Raw genomic sequence first — 17,592 nt, 5'->3', positions numbered from 1 at the left:
ACTACCTATGCATTTTTTCAAAATCTTTTTGAGGCACCATTGCTTTTGATACCTTTTCAACTACAATATCGTTGGCAACTGAGAATGTTGCTTTTTCTTTAATGTCGGTTGAAGAAGCTCCAACTTTGATGGTATAATCGCCGCCTTCTGTTATCCAGCTTGTACTTTCTTCATCAAACGAAGCCAAAAGTGCAGCATCAATATCAAAGGTAAGTGTTGCCGATTTGCCCGGTTTTAACAAAGCTGTTTTTCCGAAGGCTACCAGCTCTTCTTCCGGCTTTTCAAGCGATTTACCAGGAGCGCTGGCATATACCTGGACCACTTCTTTACCCGCTACATCTCCGGTATTTTCCACATCAATAGCCACAGTGACTTTTCCATCAAATTTTTTGTCGCTTAATTTCAGATTGCTATACTCGAATGTTGTGTATGACTTTCCGTATCCGAATTCGTAGGCAACCGGCACATCGAAAGTATTGAAATAACGGTAACCCACGTAAATATCTTCCTCGTAAACCACTTCCCAAGGCACACGGCGCATCATCGAGAAACCAGATTGGTCGGCAGTATTATCTTCTGCTCCATCAACTTTTACAGCCTCGCCCGGGAAATTATCCGCAGATGAACCGTCCTCGTATTTCACGGGGAAAGTCTGCGCCAGTTTTCCTGATGGATTTACTTTTCCTGAAAGAACATCAACTACCGAGTTACCTCCTTCTTGTCCCGGTTGCCAGGCACAAAGTACGGCATCAGGAATATTGCTCCAGCTGGCGGTTTCAACAACGCCTCCAATATTCAGAATAACCACCGCTTTTTTACCTTTTGCATGGAAAGCTTCCGTAACGGTTTTTATCAGGTCCTGTTCATTTTTATTCAAATAGAAATCACCTTCAACAGCTTCACGGTCGCCACCTTCTCCGGCATTTCGACCGATGGTGATTAAAGCAATATCAGCTTTTGTAGCCATCTCTTCTGCAATCGATGCATCCAAGGCCATTTCTTCAACAGGAATTTTACCACCCATTAAAGCAGCAATAAAGTTTTTGGATTTATCCTGCGCTTTACTCGCTTCTTCCATGTAGGTTTCGTAAGTGTTTTTAAGTTCGTCGTAAGTTTTGTAACCGGCATTTTGCAGGCCTTCCAACAACGAAACGGTGTAAGCTTCGTTAACGTCGCCACTACCTGTTCCTCCTGAAATAAAATCGTACGAAGTATTTCCAAATGCAGCCACATTTTTAATGTTTTTTGCAAAAGGAAGTGCGCCGTTGTTTTCAAGCAATACCATACCATCAGTAGCGGCCTGGCGTGTTACTTCAGCATGCGCTTTCAAATCTGGTTTGTTTGAAATCTTATATCCATTATAACGTGGTGTTTCAACCATGATATTTAGAATACGCTCAACATTTGTATCCAAGACTGATTCATCCAGTTTTCCAGACTCAACAGCTTCAATCAACGTTTTAATCGTCTCCGGCGAACCCGGTTGGATCATATCATTTCCAGCTTTCATTTGTGCAACAACATCGCTGCCACCACCCCAGTCGGTCATTACATATCCTCCATATCCCCAATCATCGCGAAGAATTTTAGTCAACAGATCATGACTCTCTGAAGTATAAACTCCATTTACTTTATTGTAAGACGACATCACTGTCCATGGCTCACTTTCTTTTACTGCAATCTCAAATCCTTTCAGGTAAATCTCGCGTAATGCGCGTTCGCCAACCACAACATCAACCGACATACGATTGGTTTCCTGATTGTTTACTGCAAAGTGTTTGATGGAAGTTCCCACGCCATTCGATTGGATACCCTTTACCATGGCAGCCGCCATTTTTCCAGCTACCAGCGGATCTTCCGAATAATATTCGAAGTTTCGTCCGCACAATGGATCGCGCTGGATATTCAATGCAGGTGCTAAAAGAACATCGGCACCATATTCCAGCACCTCTTTACCCATCGCTTTTCCAACCGATTCTACTAACTCGGTATCCCACGATGAAGCCAACACAGTTGCAATCGGGAAAGCTGTACAATAATAAGTATCGGTTTCACCTTCGCGGATTGGACTGATGCGCAATCCTGCAGGACCATCAGCCAGAGTTTGGCTCGTAACTCCCAAACTAGTATATTCTGCAGTAACTCCGGCAGTTCCGGGCAAATATCCCCTGATTTTTTCTACCATTTTTCCGTAAGGAGTGCTGGTATCGAGATCGCCGCCAAACATCGGAGGCATTTTTTCGCGAATGGAATCGGGTAAAGGGAAATACATTCCAGTACCAATTACCAACTGGGCTTTCTGCTCCACAGTCATCGACTTAACGATTTCTTTTACGCTTTTTTGTGAAACACTTGCCGACAGACTACCTGATACAAGAAATAGTATAATGAGGGCTAGCACACTGTTTAGTTTTAGTTTGTTACCGATCATGGTGAATGATTTAGTTCTAATTAAAAATTTATTGTTTTAGTTTATCTATATGTTTTATCTACGACGTCGAATATAGAAATAAATTTCACACCTAGTGTCATTGCGACACATTATTATATTTTAAAACATATTCACTTAATACTTCGAGAATTTTTTCTAATTTGTAAGCATAAAAATTAAAGACTTTGACAGAGACCAAGCCATTTAACTCAACAGAGTACATGAATCATATATCACTCGACTGCGTGATATTTGGATTTAATAACAACGAGCTTAAAGTTTTGCTTTTGCATTTAAAATATTCAAAAGAATATGCACTCCCCGGAGGATTTTTAAAATACGATGAAACGTTGGAGCAGGCTGCGCAACGCATAGTTAAAGAGCGCACCGGACTTGACAAGCTGTTTTTAAAACAATTTAAGGTATTTAGCGATCCCGACAGATCAAAATCGAATAAAGCGATATTCGACGCCGACATGGCAGGCATAAAGCCAGACAAGAGTTTTTTTGACAAACGTTTTATCTCTGTAGGATTTTATGCTTTGGTTGACTTTAGGAAAGTAAAACCAACCCCCGACCTTTTTTCCGACCATTGCGATTGGGTTTCTTTAAACACCGATGTTTCGATGCTGCTCGACCATAAACTAATTATAGAGAATGCCATTAGCACCTTGCGTTTACAGCTTAGCCAACAACCCATTGGTTTAAAACTGTTACCCCGCAAATTTACCATGCCCGAGCTTCAGACACTTTATGAAACGATTCTTGGCCGCGATCTGGACCGCCGCAATTTTCAGCGCAAAATGTTAAACTACAATATTCTTGATAAGTTAAAAGAACGGAAAACAGGCGGTGCACACAAATCGCCGTACTTGTATTCTTTTAATATGGAACGCTACCAAAAAGCGTTGGAAGATGGTTTGAGTGGAATCTGGTAAGAGGTTACACTTTTATCCGCAAAGCCCAATTATACAGAATATTTCCTGAGAGAGTACAGAAAAACAACACCAAGCCGAATGGAATAAGATCGCCGGTATGAAACATCGCCATTATACTTCCGATTAGAGCACTAATGGCAAAGCGGGCAATTCCGATAGTAGCATTTGCCGATCCTGCAACTTCAGGATTATGATTCAGAATTGTGGCTGTTCCGTTTCCAAAAACCAAACCTAAACTGCCTACATACAGCACAATCGATGCAAACACTGCCCACAATTGCGGCTCGGGCATCAACACCGAAATGGCTAGCGTAACTCCTGAAAACAGCTGCAACAACAAGCCGTAACGTAAAATCTTTTCAGGATCGTATTTCTTCAGAAGCATGGTATTTAAAAACGAAAGCAAGATGTTAAGAACAACATTCGCACTAAAAAACAGTGGAAAGCGCATTTGGCTTATTTTAAAATACTCGATATAAATAAACGAAGCCGCCGTAATAAAAATGTACAAGCCCGACATGGGCAAACTAATGGCAAACAGCAGAATAGTACTTTGTTTGTTCGCGAAAAATACCCGGTACTTTTCCAACAGCTGCCGGCCTGTAATTTTTCGGGTGATCAGCTCCGGAGCTCGTGATTCGGGAATAAGCAACCACATGGATAAGAACAACAGAATGGCAAATGCCAGCAAAAACCAGAAGATACTCACCCATCCATACCAATGAATTAATGCCGCACCCATAACCGGAGCAAACAGAGGAGCCAGCATAATGATCATACTAATAATAGTAACGAAACGAGCCACCTGTTTTCCGCTGTACCAGTCGCGGATAAACACATTTCCGGTAACCGTTGCAAATCCTCCTCCAAAAGCCTGAAGCACACGCAACAAAAGCACATATTCAATTTTTGTGCAGGTAGTTATTAGCATAGAAGCCAATCCGTAAAGTGCAATTCCGGTGAGAGCAATTGTCTTTCGTCCAAAAGCATCAGACAAGGGTCCACCGAAAAAGTTACCAAAAGCAAATCCCAGAAAATACAAAGTGATGGTTAACTCGGCTACGTTTAGCTTTACGCCAAAAAACGCAGCAATATCGGGTAAAGCGGCTATGTAGGTGTCAATTGCAAACGGCGACATGGCCACCATAGCAGCCATAACCATTGTTAATACGGGAATAAAAAATTTGCCTGAACGGTTTAAACTCATACTTCTCTCGTTTCCATTTGGGCGCGAAGGTATAAGTTTTAAACGAAGACCTGAATTATTATGTGCATGCCTCTTCTGAATTTAACACGTTCATGTATTAAGCAGCTCATCCAACTGATCGGGCGAGAGTCCTTCAGGATCGAAACCGGCACTCCAGGCCAACAACAAAAGTTTCGCTCCTTTATTGGCCACATCCAAAAAGTCGAAGGCCTCTTCCATATCAACTCCGGTGGCTAAAGTACCGTGTTTTTCCCACAACACAACATCGTGAGTTTTTAATCCTTCCAGCGTAAGATTTGCCAGTTCTTCGGTTCCATATCGCGCATATTCGCAGCAGCCAACTCCACGCGGAACATACAACTTAATTTCCGGGCACATTTTCCATAGCGAGTGATTAAACAAAGCCTCATCGTTAAACAATTTATGGTGGCTTAAAACCACCAACTCGCTGGGATGTGCATGAACAACAGCTTTTCGGCCGGTATGATTTGCCGCATTAAAAAGATGAATTTTTATGTGTGCCCTCAATTCAGAAGTGGGTTTAAAACCGGCACTTTTGCCTCCCCACAAAACCGAATAGGCCGTAGCGGTTGAATTAACAGCTATAATTGCTGCAACTTCATCTACCCTATCTACAAGATGCCGCAACCGACAACCCGACCCGGTAACAAAAAGTACCATCCCGGCTGCATCGATAGGAAAATCGAAGGAAACTTCGTAATGAATCCGGTTGATCGATGATTCTGGGAAAAGTCCACTCAAATCAATGGAAATATTTCCCGAGCTTTTTTCGGTCCATTCCTTTTCCCATAAATAACCAGCAACTTCGCTAACCTGATAAATATGTTTTACGACCTCCGCCGGAAGTTTTTTTAATGCATCCACAGTTAATGACTAAGTTGTTCAACACTTCATTACTAAATGTATTGCATGCGTTCTTTAAATTTCTGATACAATTCGCCGTACAGCTTTTGATTTTCCGATGGCTCAATAATTTTAGGATTATAATCCACCAACTGCCGGGCATCTTCGGGCGATTTAGCTACACCACTTCCGGCAAATACGAACAAGGCTGCTCCCAAAACGGTTGTCTCTTTCTGATCGACCAATTGTATAGGCAAATTGCAAACGTCGGCACGCAATTGATTCCAAAGATAGTTTTTTGATCCACCTCCCACACAAATTATTTTCTCAGCTTTAAAACCACCGGCATTTTCCAGCGCCTCAATACCAAATCTCAAACGGTACGCCAGGCTTTCCAGAAATGCCCGATAGATTTCACCCCGTTTAGTATGAATTGTTAAACCGTTTATCGTACCAAAACTATTGCTTCCGCCTTCGCCATAAAACGATGGATTTACCCAAACTGAAGATCCTCCGGGCTGAACTGAACTGGCATCTTCAATCATTTTGGTGTACAAAGCAACACCACTTAGTTCGGAGTAAAAATTCTTGGCAAACCACTCCAAGATTCCTGAAGCGAGGTAATTCTGTCCGATATTGAATAGTCCTTTCACTGCATCAAGCTCAGTGGTTAATTGCGCTGCCAGTTCCTTTTTTGTCGATTTAAAACCGGCACTTCGCGCCATAATAATTTCCCAGGTTCCACTACTCAGCACCAGTTCATTTTCATTGGCCCCCGAACCAAATACTGCAAACTGTGTATCGTGTCCGCCAAAAAATACCGGCACATCCGTTGGAATTCCGGTTTCTCTTTCAGCCTTTTGATGAACGGCTCCGGCGAGCTCTCCGGATTCAGCAATATCACCCAAAATATCAGGTCGAATATCCAAGGCCGCAAATATCTTTTCGGAAGGCTGCCGTTTTTGCATATCCATTAACATAGAAGTACCGGCCATGGTCGCGTCGTTACGCAGCTCGCCCGTCAACTTAAAAATAAACAGCGATGTGATAAACAAAAAACGATGTGCCTTTTCAATCACCTCCGGCCTGTTTTCCTTCATCCATACCATTTTGTTGATGGTATTAAATGCGTACGGAAAAGTGGCAGCTTCGGCGTACAGTTCTTCAAGTGGAATATATTTCCCAATCTCATCCATAATTGGCGAGGTACGCTGACATTGCCACGAAATGACAGGGTACAACAGCTTGCCTTCCTTATCCACAAAAGCACCATCAACTCCAAAAGTGGTAACCGTAACGCCCGCAATCCGTTTTATATCGATTGCGGCCATTACTTTTTTCGAAGCAGCACAAAGCTTCCCCCACATTTCTTCCACATCCCAAATTACGCCACCCGGAAATTCAGGATCAGGACTTGTATTGTTTGCAGTCGATTCCGAAGCCACAATTTTGCCACGCACATCCATAGCAATCACCCGCAGGTTTGTGGCTCCGCAATCGAATACTATTGCCAGATCTTTTTCAGGCATATTCGCTATTTTTTACCGTAAAGTGGCCCGTAAGTTTCACAGGCACGAAAATCTGAACCTTCTCTATTTTCGCCAAAAGATGCCCATGCACTTGGTCTGAAAACCTTATCGCCATCAACATTATGCATGTTCACCGGAATACGCAACATTGAAGCCAGTGTAATCAGGTCGGCACCAATATGACCATAACTAATTGCACCGTGGTTCGCGCCCCAATTGGCCATAACCGAATACACATCTTTAAACGCTCCCTCGCCATTTGTCCGTGGCACAAACCAAGTTGTTGGCCAGGTTGGATTGGTGCGCTCATCCAAAATTTCATGAATATCATCAGGGAGTTCAACCGTCCAGCCTTCAGCAATTTGAAGTACAGGTCCCAGCCCATCAACCAGGTTTACACGGCTCATGGTAACCGGCATTTGTCCAGCTGTTTTAAACTGTGACGAATAACCTCCTCCACGAAAATATCCCCGTTCAGCCTGAGGCCACAGTGTATTATCCAAACACTTCTGCGCTTCTTCTTCGGTAATCTCCCAGAAAGGTTTCATAGCAGGATTTCCTTCGGCATCGCGTTGCTGTGCTGTTGCATCGAGCGTTGTTGAGCCCGAGTTGATAAGGTGAATAATTCCACCTTCAGCCAAACCGGTTAATTCTTTTCCACAAACACGTTTAACAGCTTCCGGACTCCAGTATGTACGCACGTCAGAGAAAATCTGGCTGGTGTTGCTGAGTAAGTGCCCGAACAACATGGAAACACCATTCAAACTGTCGTTTTCAGTTGCAAAAACAAAGGCCTGACGAATGCCGTTCCAGTCGATTGACGAGTTTAGAATAGCCTCAGTAAAATCGGCATTTGGTTTATAATCGGTCCACTGGCGTTGCCCCTGAAAACCACCAAGGATGGCATTTCTTCCTAAACCTTCTTCGCGATAACCTTTGGCAATAACCTTTTCATTACCGATCATCATATCACGGCAGATCAAAGTCATTTTAACCACTGTCTCCCACTCTACTTCTTTTCGGGCAGCATCAGCCTGGTCTTCCGGTTTGTTTACATCTCTACCTTCCTTGCAATTCTCTTTTGTCCAGGCCAGTGCTTTTTGGTACTCTTCCTCATCGTAAATACCTTCGTCAATACGTCGAAGAATCTCTACCGATTCGACAAATTCAGTGCGAATTCCCAAATACTTTTGAAAGAATGATGAATCTACCATTGAACCGGCAATTCCCATCGAACTGTAGCCGATCGACAAATACGATTTTCCTTTCATTTGTGCAACTGCCAGCCCCGATTTTACAAAGCGTACTATTTTTTCTTTTACATCATCCGGTATTGTTGTGTCGCCGACATCCTGCACATCGCGACCATAAATCCCGAAAGCTGGTAATCCTTTTTGCGTGTATCCGGCCAAAGCTGCAGCCAGATAAACCGCTCCCGGACGTTCTGTTCCGTTAAATCCCCAAACGGCTTTTGGCACCAACGGATCAGTATCCATCACCTCAGTACCGTAACACCAGCACGGTGTAACCGTTAACGACACGCCAACGCCTTCTTTTCTGAATTTCTCAGCACACATAGCCGCCTCGGCTACACCTCCGATACACGTATCGGCAATAACACATTCTACCTTTTCACCGCTCGGAAATTTTAACTGATCGCTGATCAAAGCTGCTGCTGTTTGAGCAAGCGTCATTACTTGTGTTTCAAGCGACTCCCGAACACCACGTTCACGTCCGTCAATAACGGGACGAATACCTACTTTTGGCAAGTCGCCAATTAGTCTGTTAGCCATAACTTATTGTTTAGATTTATATTTTATCGCATTTATTTAATGAGCACAAAGTACCACTAAACCCTCCCAAAAGCAATGGCTATTTTTATTACATTTGTATCTGATTCTAACATCAGCTTAAATGAACTTACCTAAAATAAAGCCTGAAAAGGGCGATCCGTCAGATGTTGTTCAGCTATTTCCAAACTATAATATTCAGCTACTTTGCTGCCGCCATTGGTGGCTTGAGAACTGGGAGTACTCGGAACTGTCATTCCCCTACTGGCGCATATACCACAACAATGCTGAAGGCGCCAAAATCATGCACAATGAAACGGAGTACAATTTATCTCCCCACAAAATAATTTTGATATCTCCGAACACTTCCTACTCAACACGTTTATACGATCACAAGATACCAAAGGAAGGCTTCTCATTGGTAGGAGAACGTGTTGATTTGAATTCCGACCGACAAATAGCCGCTTCAAAACCAAGCCTTCAACATTTGTTTATACACTTCAATATTGGAATACCTTACGACAATATCTCACCCGGAGTTTTTAGTTTTGAACTCAACGAACATCTCCAGTCGAAACTTGAGCTAATAAAAAACCACCTGAACAAGGAGCATAAATTTTTTAGCTTCCACATCAGTTTGGTGATAAAAGCTTTAATTGCTGATTTACTTACCGACCTCCCCGAATCAAACTGGAACCTAATCTCAAACGATCATCGGATTATCAGCTGTTTACGATACATTGAAAGACATTTAACGGATGATTTAAGCAATCCAACGTTAGCCGAAAAAGCCAAAATGGCGACAAATGCTTTTATCCGTCTTTTTTCGAACGAGGTTGGTATCTCGGTGCAAAAGTATATTCGCAACAAACGCATTGACAGTGCATGTATTATGCTTCACCACTCTAATTTGAGTATCGATGAAATAGCTCTAAAAACAGGTTTTGCCGATCGCTACCATTTCTCCCGGATCTTTAAACAATATACAAGCATTTCTCCGGCGCGATACAAGAAGGAATTTGGGATGAGTACCTGATTAACATTTGTGATTTTTGGAATCACAAACTTGAATAAAAATAAAAACCATGAACTTAAAACTCTCCCTCATTCCCTCTCTACGAGTAGAGAGGGACGATTGTGTCGAAGGTACAATCAGGGTGAGTCTAATAACTTTGAGCAAAATTGTGCTATTGATTTTCGAGAGACTTTCAAAAAAAACAGCAGCAAGAAATTCCTGCTGCTGCTTCCAAATAATCAATATCTATTTATTTCCAAAAATCTATTCGTATTCTGCTGCTTTCTTTTCGTAATACTTTTGCAATTCGAAGAAAGCTTTCTTTTTATACCCTTTTTCAGAAATCAAACCTTTGCGGTTCCAGCCATCCTGAACATCGGGCAATTGACGAAGTGGCGACATAAAATCAACCAGAATCCAGGGAGTCATTCCTGCCAAACCGTCTATTTTATCAAACATACCAATACTTTCATGGTATAGATATTCCTGAAATTCTTCACTCCAACGGGTAAGACTATCGGCGTGAAACCCTTGCAAGGCGCCACCTCCAAATTCGCTAACAATAATTGGCTTGTCTTCATCCGATGATATAATTTTTTCGCGGCACTCGTCGGGTAAACCTCCGTACCATCCCAAATATTCGTTAAAGCTTACAATATCGAGGTACTTCATCAACGGATCATTAATGGTGTAATATTTTTCTTTATTTCCATCTCCGGGTTGATCCTTTTTACACGCCGCCGACAACAAACGGGTATTGTCAATTGAGCGAATATGATCGGCAACTGCGCCCAAAAATGCGTTTCGCGAATCAGATGGAGTTGTTTCATTTGCGATAGACCAGATAATTGAACTTGCACGGTTATAATCGCGGTTGATCACTTCGAAATACTGTTGTTTTGCTTTTCGCAGAACGTTCTGATCTTCCCAGTCGATTCCCCAGTACAAAGGCAATTCTTCCCAAAGCAGAATACCCATTTTATCCGCCTCGCGAAGAATATTTTCCTGGTGTGGATAATGCGCCAAACGGATAAAATTACATCCCAGTTCTTTTGCCCAGCCCAAAACTAGCTGTGCATCTTCAACAGAATTGGCACGGTCAGCACGAAGCGGATTTTCATCGTGCAACGAAATTCCTCTCAAGAAAACTTGTTCTCCATTCAAAAGAATTTTTTTACCTTCGGTCTCAATCGTTCTGAATCCGATTTGATCGCTTACTTTATCATTTGCGGCAGAAATAGAAACCTCGTACAATTTTGGATTTTTGGGCGACCACAACTCCAGATTTTTTACATTGATGGTAAAATTGCAAGTCCCGTCGGCATCAACATTAATTTCTTCGTTAACCTTTAATTCAGGAATTTCAATACGTGCTTTCTTTGGAAAAAGCTTTCCGCTCAATTCCAGTTTTCCGTTAATCTGTTTGGTTTTTGAATTAAGTGCGCTTTTGTCTAACGACAGGAAATAGTTGCACACAAAAGTTTTTGGAACCTCGATTAATTTCACTTCACGAGTAATACCTCCGTGATTAAACCAATCGGTTACCGGAGCAGGAATTCCACCTTTTCTGCGGCTGTTGTTTACACCGATAATCAGAAAATTGTCCTTCTCTTTAAGCACGTCGGTGATCTCGAAAGCGAAAGGCGTAAAACCACCTTCATGAACTCCCAGTACTTTTCCGTTAAGTGTTACGGTGCTAATATAATTGGCAGCACCAACATAAACGAAATAGCGTTTGTCGTTCGAAAGATCAGTTTTATGAAAGGTTTTCCGGTACCAGATACTTCCTTCGAAATAGGAAAGTTCAGTTTTTTGTGCATCCCAGGCACCAGGCACCCAAAGCGTTTGCGCATCGTCGAAACTATATTCAACCCGGTCTGATTTGTCCTTTTGTTTTACATTTTCATAAACGGGCATAAAACCGATTTGCCCTTGTTCGTAAGGATCAAGTACATATTTCCACTTCCCGTTCAGGCTGGTGAATTCCCGTCCGTTTGCATTCTGAATAAAAACATCCTGCGCCAAACCAATAAATGGCAACAGGAGCAATGCAAATACTGCTAATTTCTTCATTATTTCTATCTATTATAATTCGTTTGTTTCGTCAAAAATGCTGAGGTTCCACTGATCCATCCATTTTAGAACCGGTAATCCGTTTTCAAATTGAATGGGCAACCAAATGTAACTGGCCTCGATTGGCTTTTTAGGTGTCCAACGATCGGCCATAAAAATAAAGGCATCGTCCTTCCCCGTAACTGGCAAAATATATGTGCTTTGCGAGTGGAAAGTTAAGTCGGCATCCTCGCCAACACATGGATTTGGATGTTGTTCCCAAGGTCCCCAAATCGATTCGGCGGTAAACATTCGCGCAGCGTTCGGATCCCAACCAGTACAACCGGACGTTATCATAAAATACTTTCCGTCTTTCTTAAAAATGGCAGGCGCTTCGTTGTGCCCGCCCGGTGCAACACGAATATACTTTCCTGTGTAACTTAAATAGTCATCGCTCAATTCGGCAATATGCAGCGTGAGGTTTTCTTCCGAAGAATAAATGTGATAGGCTTTACCGTCATCATCAACAAAAAGTGTCATATCGCGCGACATTTGTCCTCCTTCAAAATCACGACAGATAAACAAACCATTATGAACAGCCTGCATCCAGTCATCGGTCCACCAGTCGGAAAAATCATCCATGGTTAAACTGCTGGTTTTCTGCTCTTCAGTCATGTTCTGCGGCCAAACTCCTGCATTGGGTCGCAATGAGTGCAGATAAGTGTAAGGCCCGGTAACATTGTCGCTAACAGCAATCCCAACACGTGCAGCACTGTACCCTTTACCTTTTAACTCGAGGTGAAAATACAATACAAATTGTTGCGTTTTCGCGTTGTAAACAACCTTCGGACGCTCCATTACACAACCGGTCTCAATATCGCTTCCAACACTATCGCTAACCGGCAACACAACCCCTTCAGTTTTCCAGTTGTATAAATCTTTTGAAGAGTAACAATTCACTCCCACCCGGGCCGAACTGGTATTTTCGCTTTTGTATTCGCCAAACCAATAATAGGTGTTATTGTAATACAAAATTCCACCGCCATGGGCATTTATGTGCACACTATCGGCATCGGGCCAGGGTTGCCCCGGAGTAAAACTTTGAAATCCTTGCGGCACTTCTTTTTTCGGGCTGCATCCCATTAATGCAATCAATAACGAGGCGCACAAAAAAGTAAAGAGAATAGGTAAATGTTGGTTCGATCGTGGTTTCATGATAAACGGTTATTTTGCTTTATAGATTTTAATCTAATCTGTCGTAACAAAGTGAAGCAAAAATATCAGTCCGTTTTCGCAATCAGTGGCATAAATTCAACGTAAAATTGTACATATTCGATATACCAACTTGCATACTGTTTTACCCGCTCAATCAGGTATTTTTCTCAATGTACTCTTTTGGAGTACAACCGTAAAAGTCTTTAAAACAACGGCTAAAATACGACGGGCTGGTAAATCCAACCATATAAATCACTTCACTAATCGATCGTTTTTTCTGCACCAGCAGACCCGATGCGACCTTTAATCGTTGTGTACGGATAAATTCGTTGGCCGTTTGCCCGGTAAGTGCTTTTATTTTTCGATATGCCTGATTGGCGCTAACTTTTAGTTCGGCACTAAAAGCTTCCACATCAAAATCGGTATTGTCCAAATTATTCTGAACCGATTGAACAGCTGCTTTCAAAAATTCCTCGTCCAAAGAGGATAATTCTATGTGTTCGGGCTCCAGAATTTGTTCTGTCCGCAGTCGCTCCCGCTTTTGTTTTTGCAGGTTAAGCAGGTTATAAATTTTCAGCGACAGAGAAACCATATTAAACGGTTTGTAGATGTAATCAACCGCCCCAAGCTTTAATCCTTTTATCTGATCTTCCTGCATGGTTTTGGCCGTAAGGAAAATTACCGGGATGTGCGAATAATTCAGGTCGTTCCGCAGTTGGGTGCACAGTTCAAAACCATCCATTTCGGGCATCATTACATCCGAAAGAATAAGATCGGGAGTATTTGCCTCAATTTTCTCAAGTGCTTCCTCACCATTATCGGCGCACTTTACATTAAAATGTTTCGATAAGCCGGTACACAAAAACTCCTTCAAATCCGCATCGTCTTCAACAACCAACACATGTGGTTTTGTATTATCCGATCCGCTAAAAGACGTGTCGTGTAAAATATTATCAAACGTGGTATCTTCGGGATGAGCCAAAGCCGTTACCGAATCTTCCGGTTTCCATTTTTCACTTTTTTCGGCCTGTGCAGCCAGCTCGCTGTTCAGCGGCAAAACCAGTCGAAAACAGCTTCCCTTTCCTTCTTCGCTATCCAGACCTATCGATCCGCCATGCTGCTCAATCATTGCCTTGGCCATAAACAAACCAATTCCGCCCGTACTTTGGGTGCGTAGCTGCTTTATCTGGAAGAAACGCTCAAATATTTTCTCCTGGTATTCTTTTGCAATTCCAATACCACTGTCCTGAACTTCAATCACCACCTCTTTTTCTTCGTTGGTGATTGTTCGCTCAAATGCCTTTATCGAAATAGCGCTGTCATCGGGCGAATATTTGAAGGCATTCGACAAGAGATTAAATATTATTTTCTCCATTTTATCAGGGTCGAACCAGGCCATGACAGTCTCGGGAGTGGTATCTATTTTAAATTCTATTTGACGCGAATCGGCCATTGGCTTAAAGAAATTGAAAACCTCGTAAAGCAGATTAGACAAATTACAATGCTGAATGTAAAGACTTTCCGGAATACCTTTCTCAATCTTTCGGAACTCAAGCAATTGATTTACCAAACGTAAAAGTTTATAGGCGCTGGTATTTATTAAATGTGCCAGTTTGTGCGACTCGGCACTCAGTTTTTTGTCGTCAAGCAATTCTTTCGACGGCCCTAAAATTAGTGTTAGCGGTGTTCTTAATTCGTGTGTAATATCGGTAAAGAACAGCGTTTTTTGTTCGTTAAGATTTCGTAATTCTTCGGCCCTCAAATGCTCAAATGCCAGCTCGCTTTTCTTTTGTGCATTTATTATCGAGTATTTCATAAAAAAATACAGAACGGCAAAAAACAATAAACCATAAACGATATAGGCAGCAATTGATTTCCACCAGGGCGGCGACATGGAAACCTGAAAGGTCGTAGCCTTGGTAAAATCAACATCGTTGCCGGAGCTTGCCACAACTTTAAACGTATAATTACCGGGCGGGAGGTTGGTGTAGGTGGCTGTATTTCGAGGTCCGGCACTGTTCCACTGCGCATCAAAACCTTCCATTCGAAAGAAGTATTCGTTTTTCCCCGGATTTTTATAGTCCATATCCGAAAAACTAAAAGTCACCATTTTGTCCTTATACGACAGGTTCACCTTTTCCGCGTAAGGAATGTCAGAGTCGATTCCATATTCTGTTCGGAGCTCCAGCTCATCGTTCATGCTTTTGTCGTAAATCAACAGGTCGGTAATTACCACCTTTGCCGCTTGCTCCGTTTGGCTAATATTTTCTGGCTCCTGTACGATAAAACCGGTGAGGTTACCCACTACTATTTTTCCATCTTCAAGAACGAATTGTGCATTTCTTTCCACGCGATCATTTTGGTAATCCTGCGAAAAATGTTTGCTTACAATTGTCTCATTTTCTGCATCAAACTCAACAATACCTCGGTAAGTACGAATCCATAAATCTCCCGATTTGTCTTCCATTATTCCCGATATCAGATCGTTTTGCAAATACTCTATTTCAGGAAAACCTTTAAATTTCACCACCTCATTTCCCGATGAATCAACTTCCTTAATTTTCCGGTTTAATCCTGATGTTGTTCCAATCCACAGGTTGCCAAATGAATCTTCCAAAATGGCATTTACGGCATTGTCGTTTAACGATTTTTTATCGGTGGTTGAATAAAAATATTTGTCGAATTTACCGGTTTCCGGATGGTAACAATTCAAGCCGTTTTCCGTTCCGATCCAAACATCTCCCGAGCTATCTTCCTGCAAAGCCCGGATAATGTTGCTGGTTATATGGTCATTTTCAGAGCCGGCTGAAAAGCTTTCAACCGAAACAACCTTCTTTCTGTTGGTTTTTAAAATCACAAAACCACGCTCTGTAATTCCCGCATAAATTACGTTAGGGTATTTTTTTGATGGAAATAATTCAATCACTTTATTTCCCGGAATTGCTATTTCAGTATTCTCGTTATAGTATTCACGGCTTGCAAGATCGAGTTCCATATCGCGGGAAAAATGATAATGAATAAGCCCGGCATCTTCGGTGCCAATCCAAAGTCCTGTACTATCGGCATACATGTCGAAAATGGTATACGCTATAAACTCACGGCCGTCGTGAGTATATATCAGCTCACCATAATCTTTCTTTAAAACATACACTCCATTTTTGTTTTCGTACTGCAAAAGGTTGTACGAAGTGCCAATCCACAATTGATCGTTGAAAGCAGCAAAACTTTTAATGTATATTTTGTTTCCAAGATTATCGACCGTTCCCGGCAACACGTAACGACTTAATCCATTATCGGTTATCGAGGCTCGGTCGATTTTCGAAGACCCCACCCAAAGCAAACCACTTTTATCGACAAAAATGGCGGATACGGCATTTGACGATAAACTTCCCGGATTATTAACCGAAGCTTGATAATTCCAAAACCTTGCTTCTTCGGGCGGAAGTTGCTGCTGGTCGTATTTCAGTAGACTTAAACCTTCGTTCCACGATCCGATCCACAGATTATCAAACTGATCGTAATAAAGTCTGAATACAACATCATCACCAAGGCTGTTCGATCTGGCCGTTTCGCGATAAGCAGTAAAGCGAGTTATTTCGCCATCGGAATTTACCTCTGCTTTGTTCAAACCTCCGCTCCATGTTCCAAACCATAGGTTTCCTTCTTTCGATTCAACAATTTGTGTGATGGTAGAATTTGAAAGTGAATTTGTACCGGGCTCAGCAACATAACGCTTATATTCATCGCTTTCAGGATAAAAACGAAGCAAAGCATTGTAAGTGGCTATCCATAAAATCTGGCGCGAGTCTTCGTAAATATCACTTACCACCTCTCTTGCCAGGTAATGTTTCATTTCATTGTTTTCCGGATCGAGCTTATACAATCCATCATTCCATGTACCAATCCAAATAATCCCTTTGTGATCTTCTGCCAACGATAAAATCCGGCTTCGTATCTTATATCGTTTAAAAGCACCGGTTTCCAGGTTCATAAAATTTAAACCACTTGCTGTTCCAATCCACAAATTACCGGCCTTGTCAACCATTAACTTTGTAATCTCTCGGTTTGAGATAGACGTGGAGTCATGGAAATGTGGGTGATAAGTAACATAGTCGTAACCATCATAACGTGTCAGGCCGTTTAAAGTGCCAAGCCACATAAATCCATTCTGATCCTGAGCGATGGTGTTTGATTTATCGATGGTAAGTCCGTTTTCTGTTCCCAGGTGAGAAAAGTAAAGCTCGTTTTGTGCCAACGCAGCACAAGAGCAAAAAAGAAGAACAAAAAGCAGTTTAGTAATTCGTAACATGTTAGTTTTTGCGTTTGTGCAAATTTATATGAAATTTGAAAAAGATGGTTTGCTTCATTCAATATACGTTAAAAACATAACAAGACCTAGGCTCCCGAACCATCGCCTCATAAAGCACTGTATATCTACACACTACGCACATCCGACCTTTTGTACAAATCCTGCATGTCAAATTTGTAACAGCTTTTGTCAATTTTATACAATCGATTTCAATTAATTGAAAGTGTACATCGATTTTGTTC

10 protein-coding genes are annotated in these 17,592 nt (G+C 41.9%); 2 read left to right on the top strand and 8 right to left on the bottom strand.

Annotation, left to right across the window (positions count from 1 at the left end; genetic code table 11):
* Position 1: 1 nt before the first annotated feature.
* The gene (locus tag G4420_RS14335) at positions 2-2,431 is read right to left on the bottom strand and encodes a glycoside hydrolase family 3 C-terminal domain-containing protein (protein WP_163324581.1); all 2,430 of its coding nucleotides are present in this window, start codon (positions 2,429-2,431) and stop codon (positions 2-4) included.
* 185 nt (positions 2,432-2,616) lie between these two features.
* Between G4420_RS14335 and G4420_RS14330 the strand changes: the two genes are divergently transcribed.
* A complete protein-coding gene (locus tag G4420_RS14330; protein ID WP_204273696.1) occupies positions 2,617-3,369 on the top strand; it encodes an NUDIX hydrolase in 753 nt (250 codons plus the stop codon).
* Between the two features lie 4 nt (positions 3,370-3,373).
* Here the strand turns inward: G4420_RS14330 and G4420_RS14325 are convergent, their stop codons facing one another.
* From G4420_RS14325 to G4420_RS14310, 4 genes are all read right to left on the bottom strand, one after another.
* Positions 3,374-4,576, bottom strand: coding sequence for a multidrug effflux MFS transporter (locus G4420_RS14325; protein ID WP_163324579.1), 1,203 nt, complete (start codon positions 4,574-4,576; stop codon positions 3,374-3,376).
* A 90-nt stretch (positions 4,577-4,666) separates the two neighbouring features.
* Positions 4,667-5,461, bottom strand: a complete 795-nt coding sequence (rhaD, locus tag G4420_RS14320; protein ID WP_163324577.1) for a rhamnulose-1-phosphate aldolase — start codon at positions 5,459-5,461, stop codon at positions 4,667-4,669.
* A 32-nt stretch (positions 5,462-5,493) separates the two neighbouring features.
* Positions 5,494-6,969: an L-fuculokinase gene (gene fucK, locus G4420_RS14315; protein ID WP_163324575.1), complete on the bottom strand. Its 1,476-nt coding sequence runs from the start codon at positions 6,967-6,969 to the stop codon at positions 5,494-5,496.
* A 5-nt stretch (positions 6,970-6,974) separates the two neighbouring features.
* The gene (locus G4420_RS14310; protein WP_163324573.1) at positions 6,975-8,762 is read right to left on the bottom strand and encodes an L-fucose isomerase; all 1,788 of its coding nucleotides are present in this window, start codon (positions 8,760-8,762) and stop codon (positions 6,975-6,977) included.
* 121 nt (positions 8,763-8,883) lie between these two features.
* On the opposite strand from G4420_RS14310, the gene G4420_RS14305 reads away from it, so the two are divergent.
* Entirely contained in the window at positions 8,884-9,795 is a 912-nt protein-coding gene (locus G4420_RS14305) for an AraC family transcriptional regulator (protein ID WP_163324571.1), read from the top strand.
* Between the two features lie 243 nt (positions 9,796-10,038).
* On the opposite strand, the gene G4420_RS14300 is transcribed toward G4420_RS14305, so the two are convergent.
* From G4420_RS14300 to G4420_RS14290, 3 genes are all read right to left on the bottom strand, one after another.
* Entirely contained in the window at positions 10,039-11,847 is a 1,809-nt protein-coding gene (locus G4420_RS14300; protein ID WP_163324569.1) for a glycoside hydrolase family 2 protein, read from the bottom strand.
* Between the two features lie 12 nt (positions 11,848-11,859).
* Positions 11,860-13,041 carry a glycoside hydrolase family 43 protein gene (locus G4420_RS14295; RefSeq protein ID WP_204273695.1) on the bottom strand — a complete coding sequence of 394 codons (1,182 nt, stop codon included), beginning with the start codon at positions 13,039-13,041 and terminating at the stop codon, positions 11,860-11,862.
* A 154-nt stretch (positions 13,042-13,195) separates the two neighbouring features.
* The gene (locus tag G4420_RS14290; protein ID WP_163324567.1) at positions 13,196-17,350 is read right to left on the bottom strand and encodes a two-component regulator propeller domain-containing protein; all 4,155 of its coding nucleotides are present in this window, start codon (positions 17,348-17,350) and stop codon (positions 13,196-13,198) included.
* Between the last annotated feature and the right edge of the window lie 242 nt (positions 17,351-17,592).

This window comes from Draconibacterium mangrovi, assembly GCF_010586825.1.
Taxonomy (GTDB): Bacteria; Bacteroidota; Bacteroidia; order Bacteroidales; family Prolixibacteraceae; genus Draconibacterium; species Draconibacterium mangrovi.
This window is presented reverse-complemented; position numbering and strand designations above follow the sequence as displayed.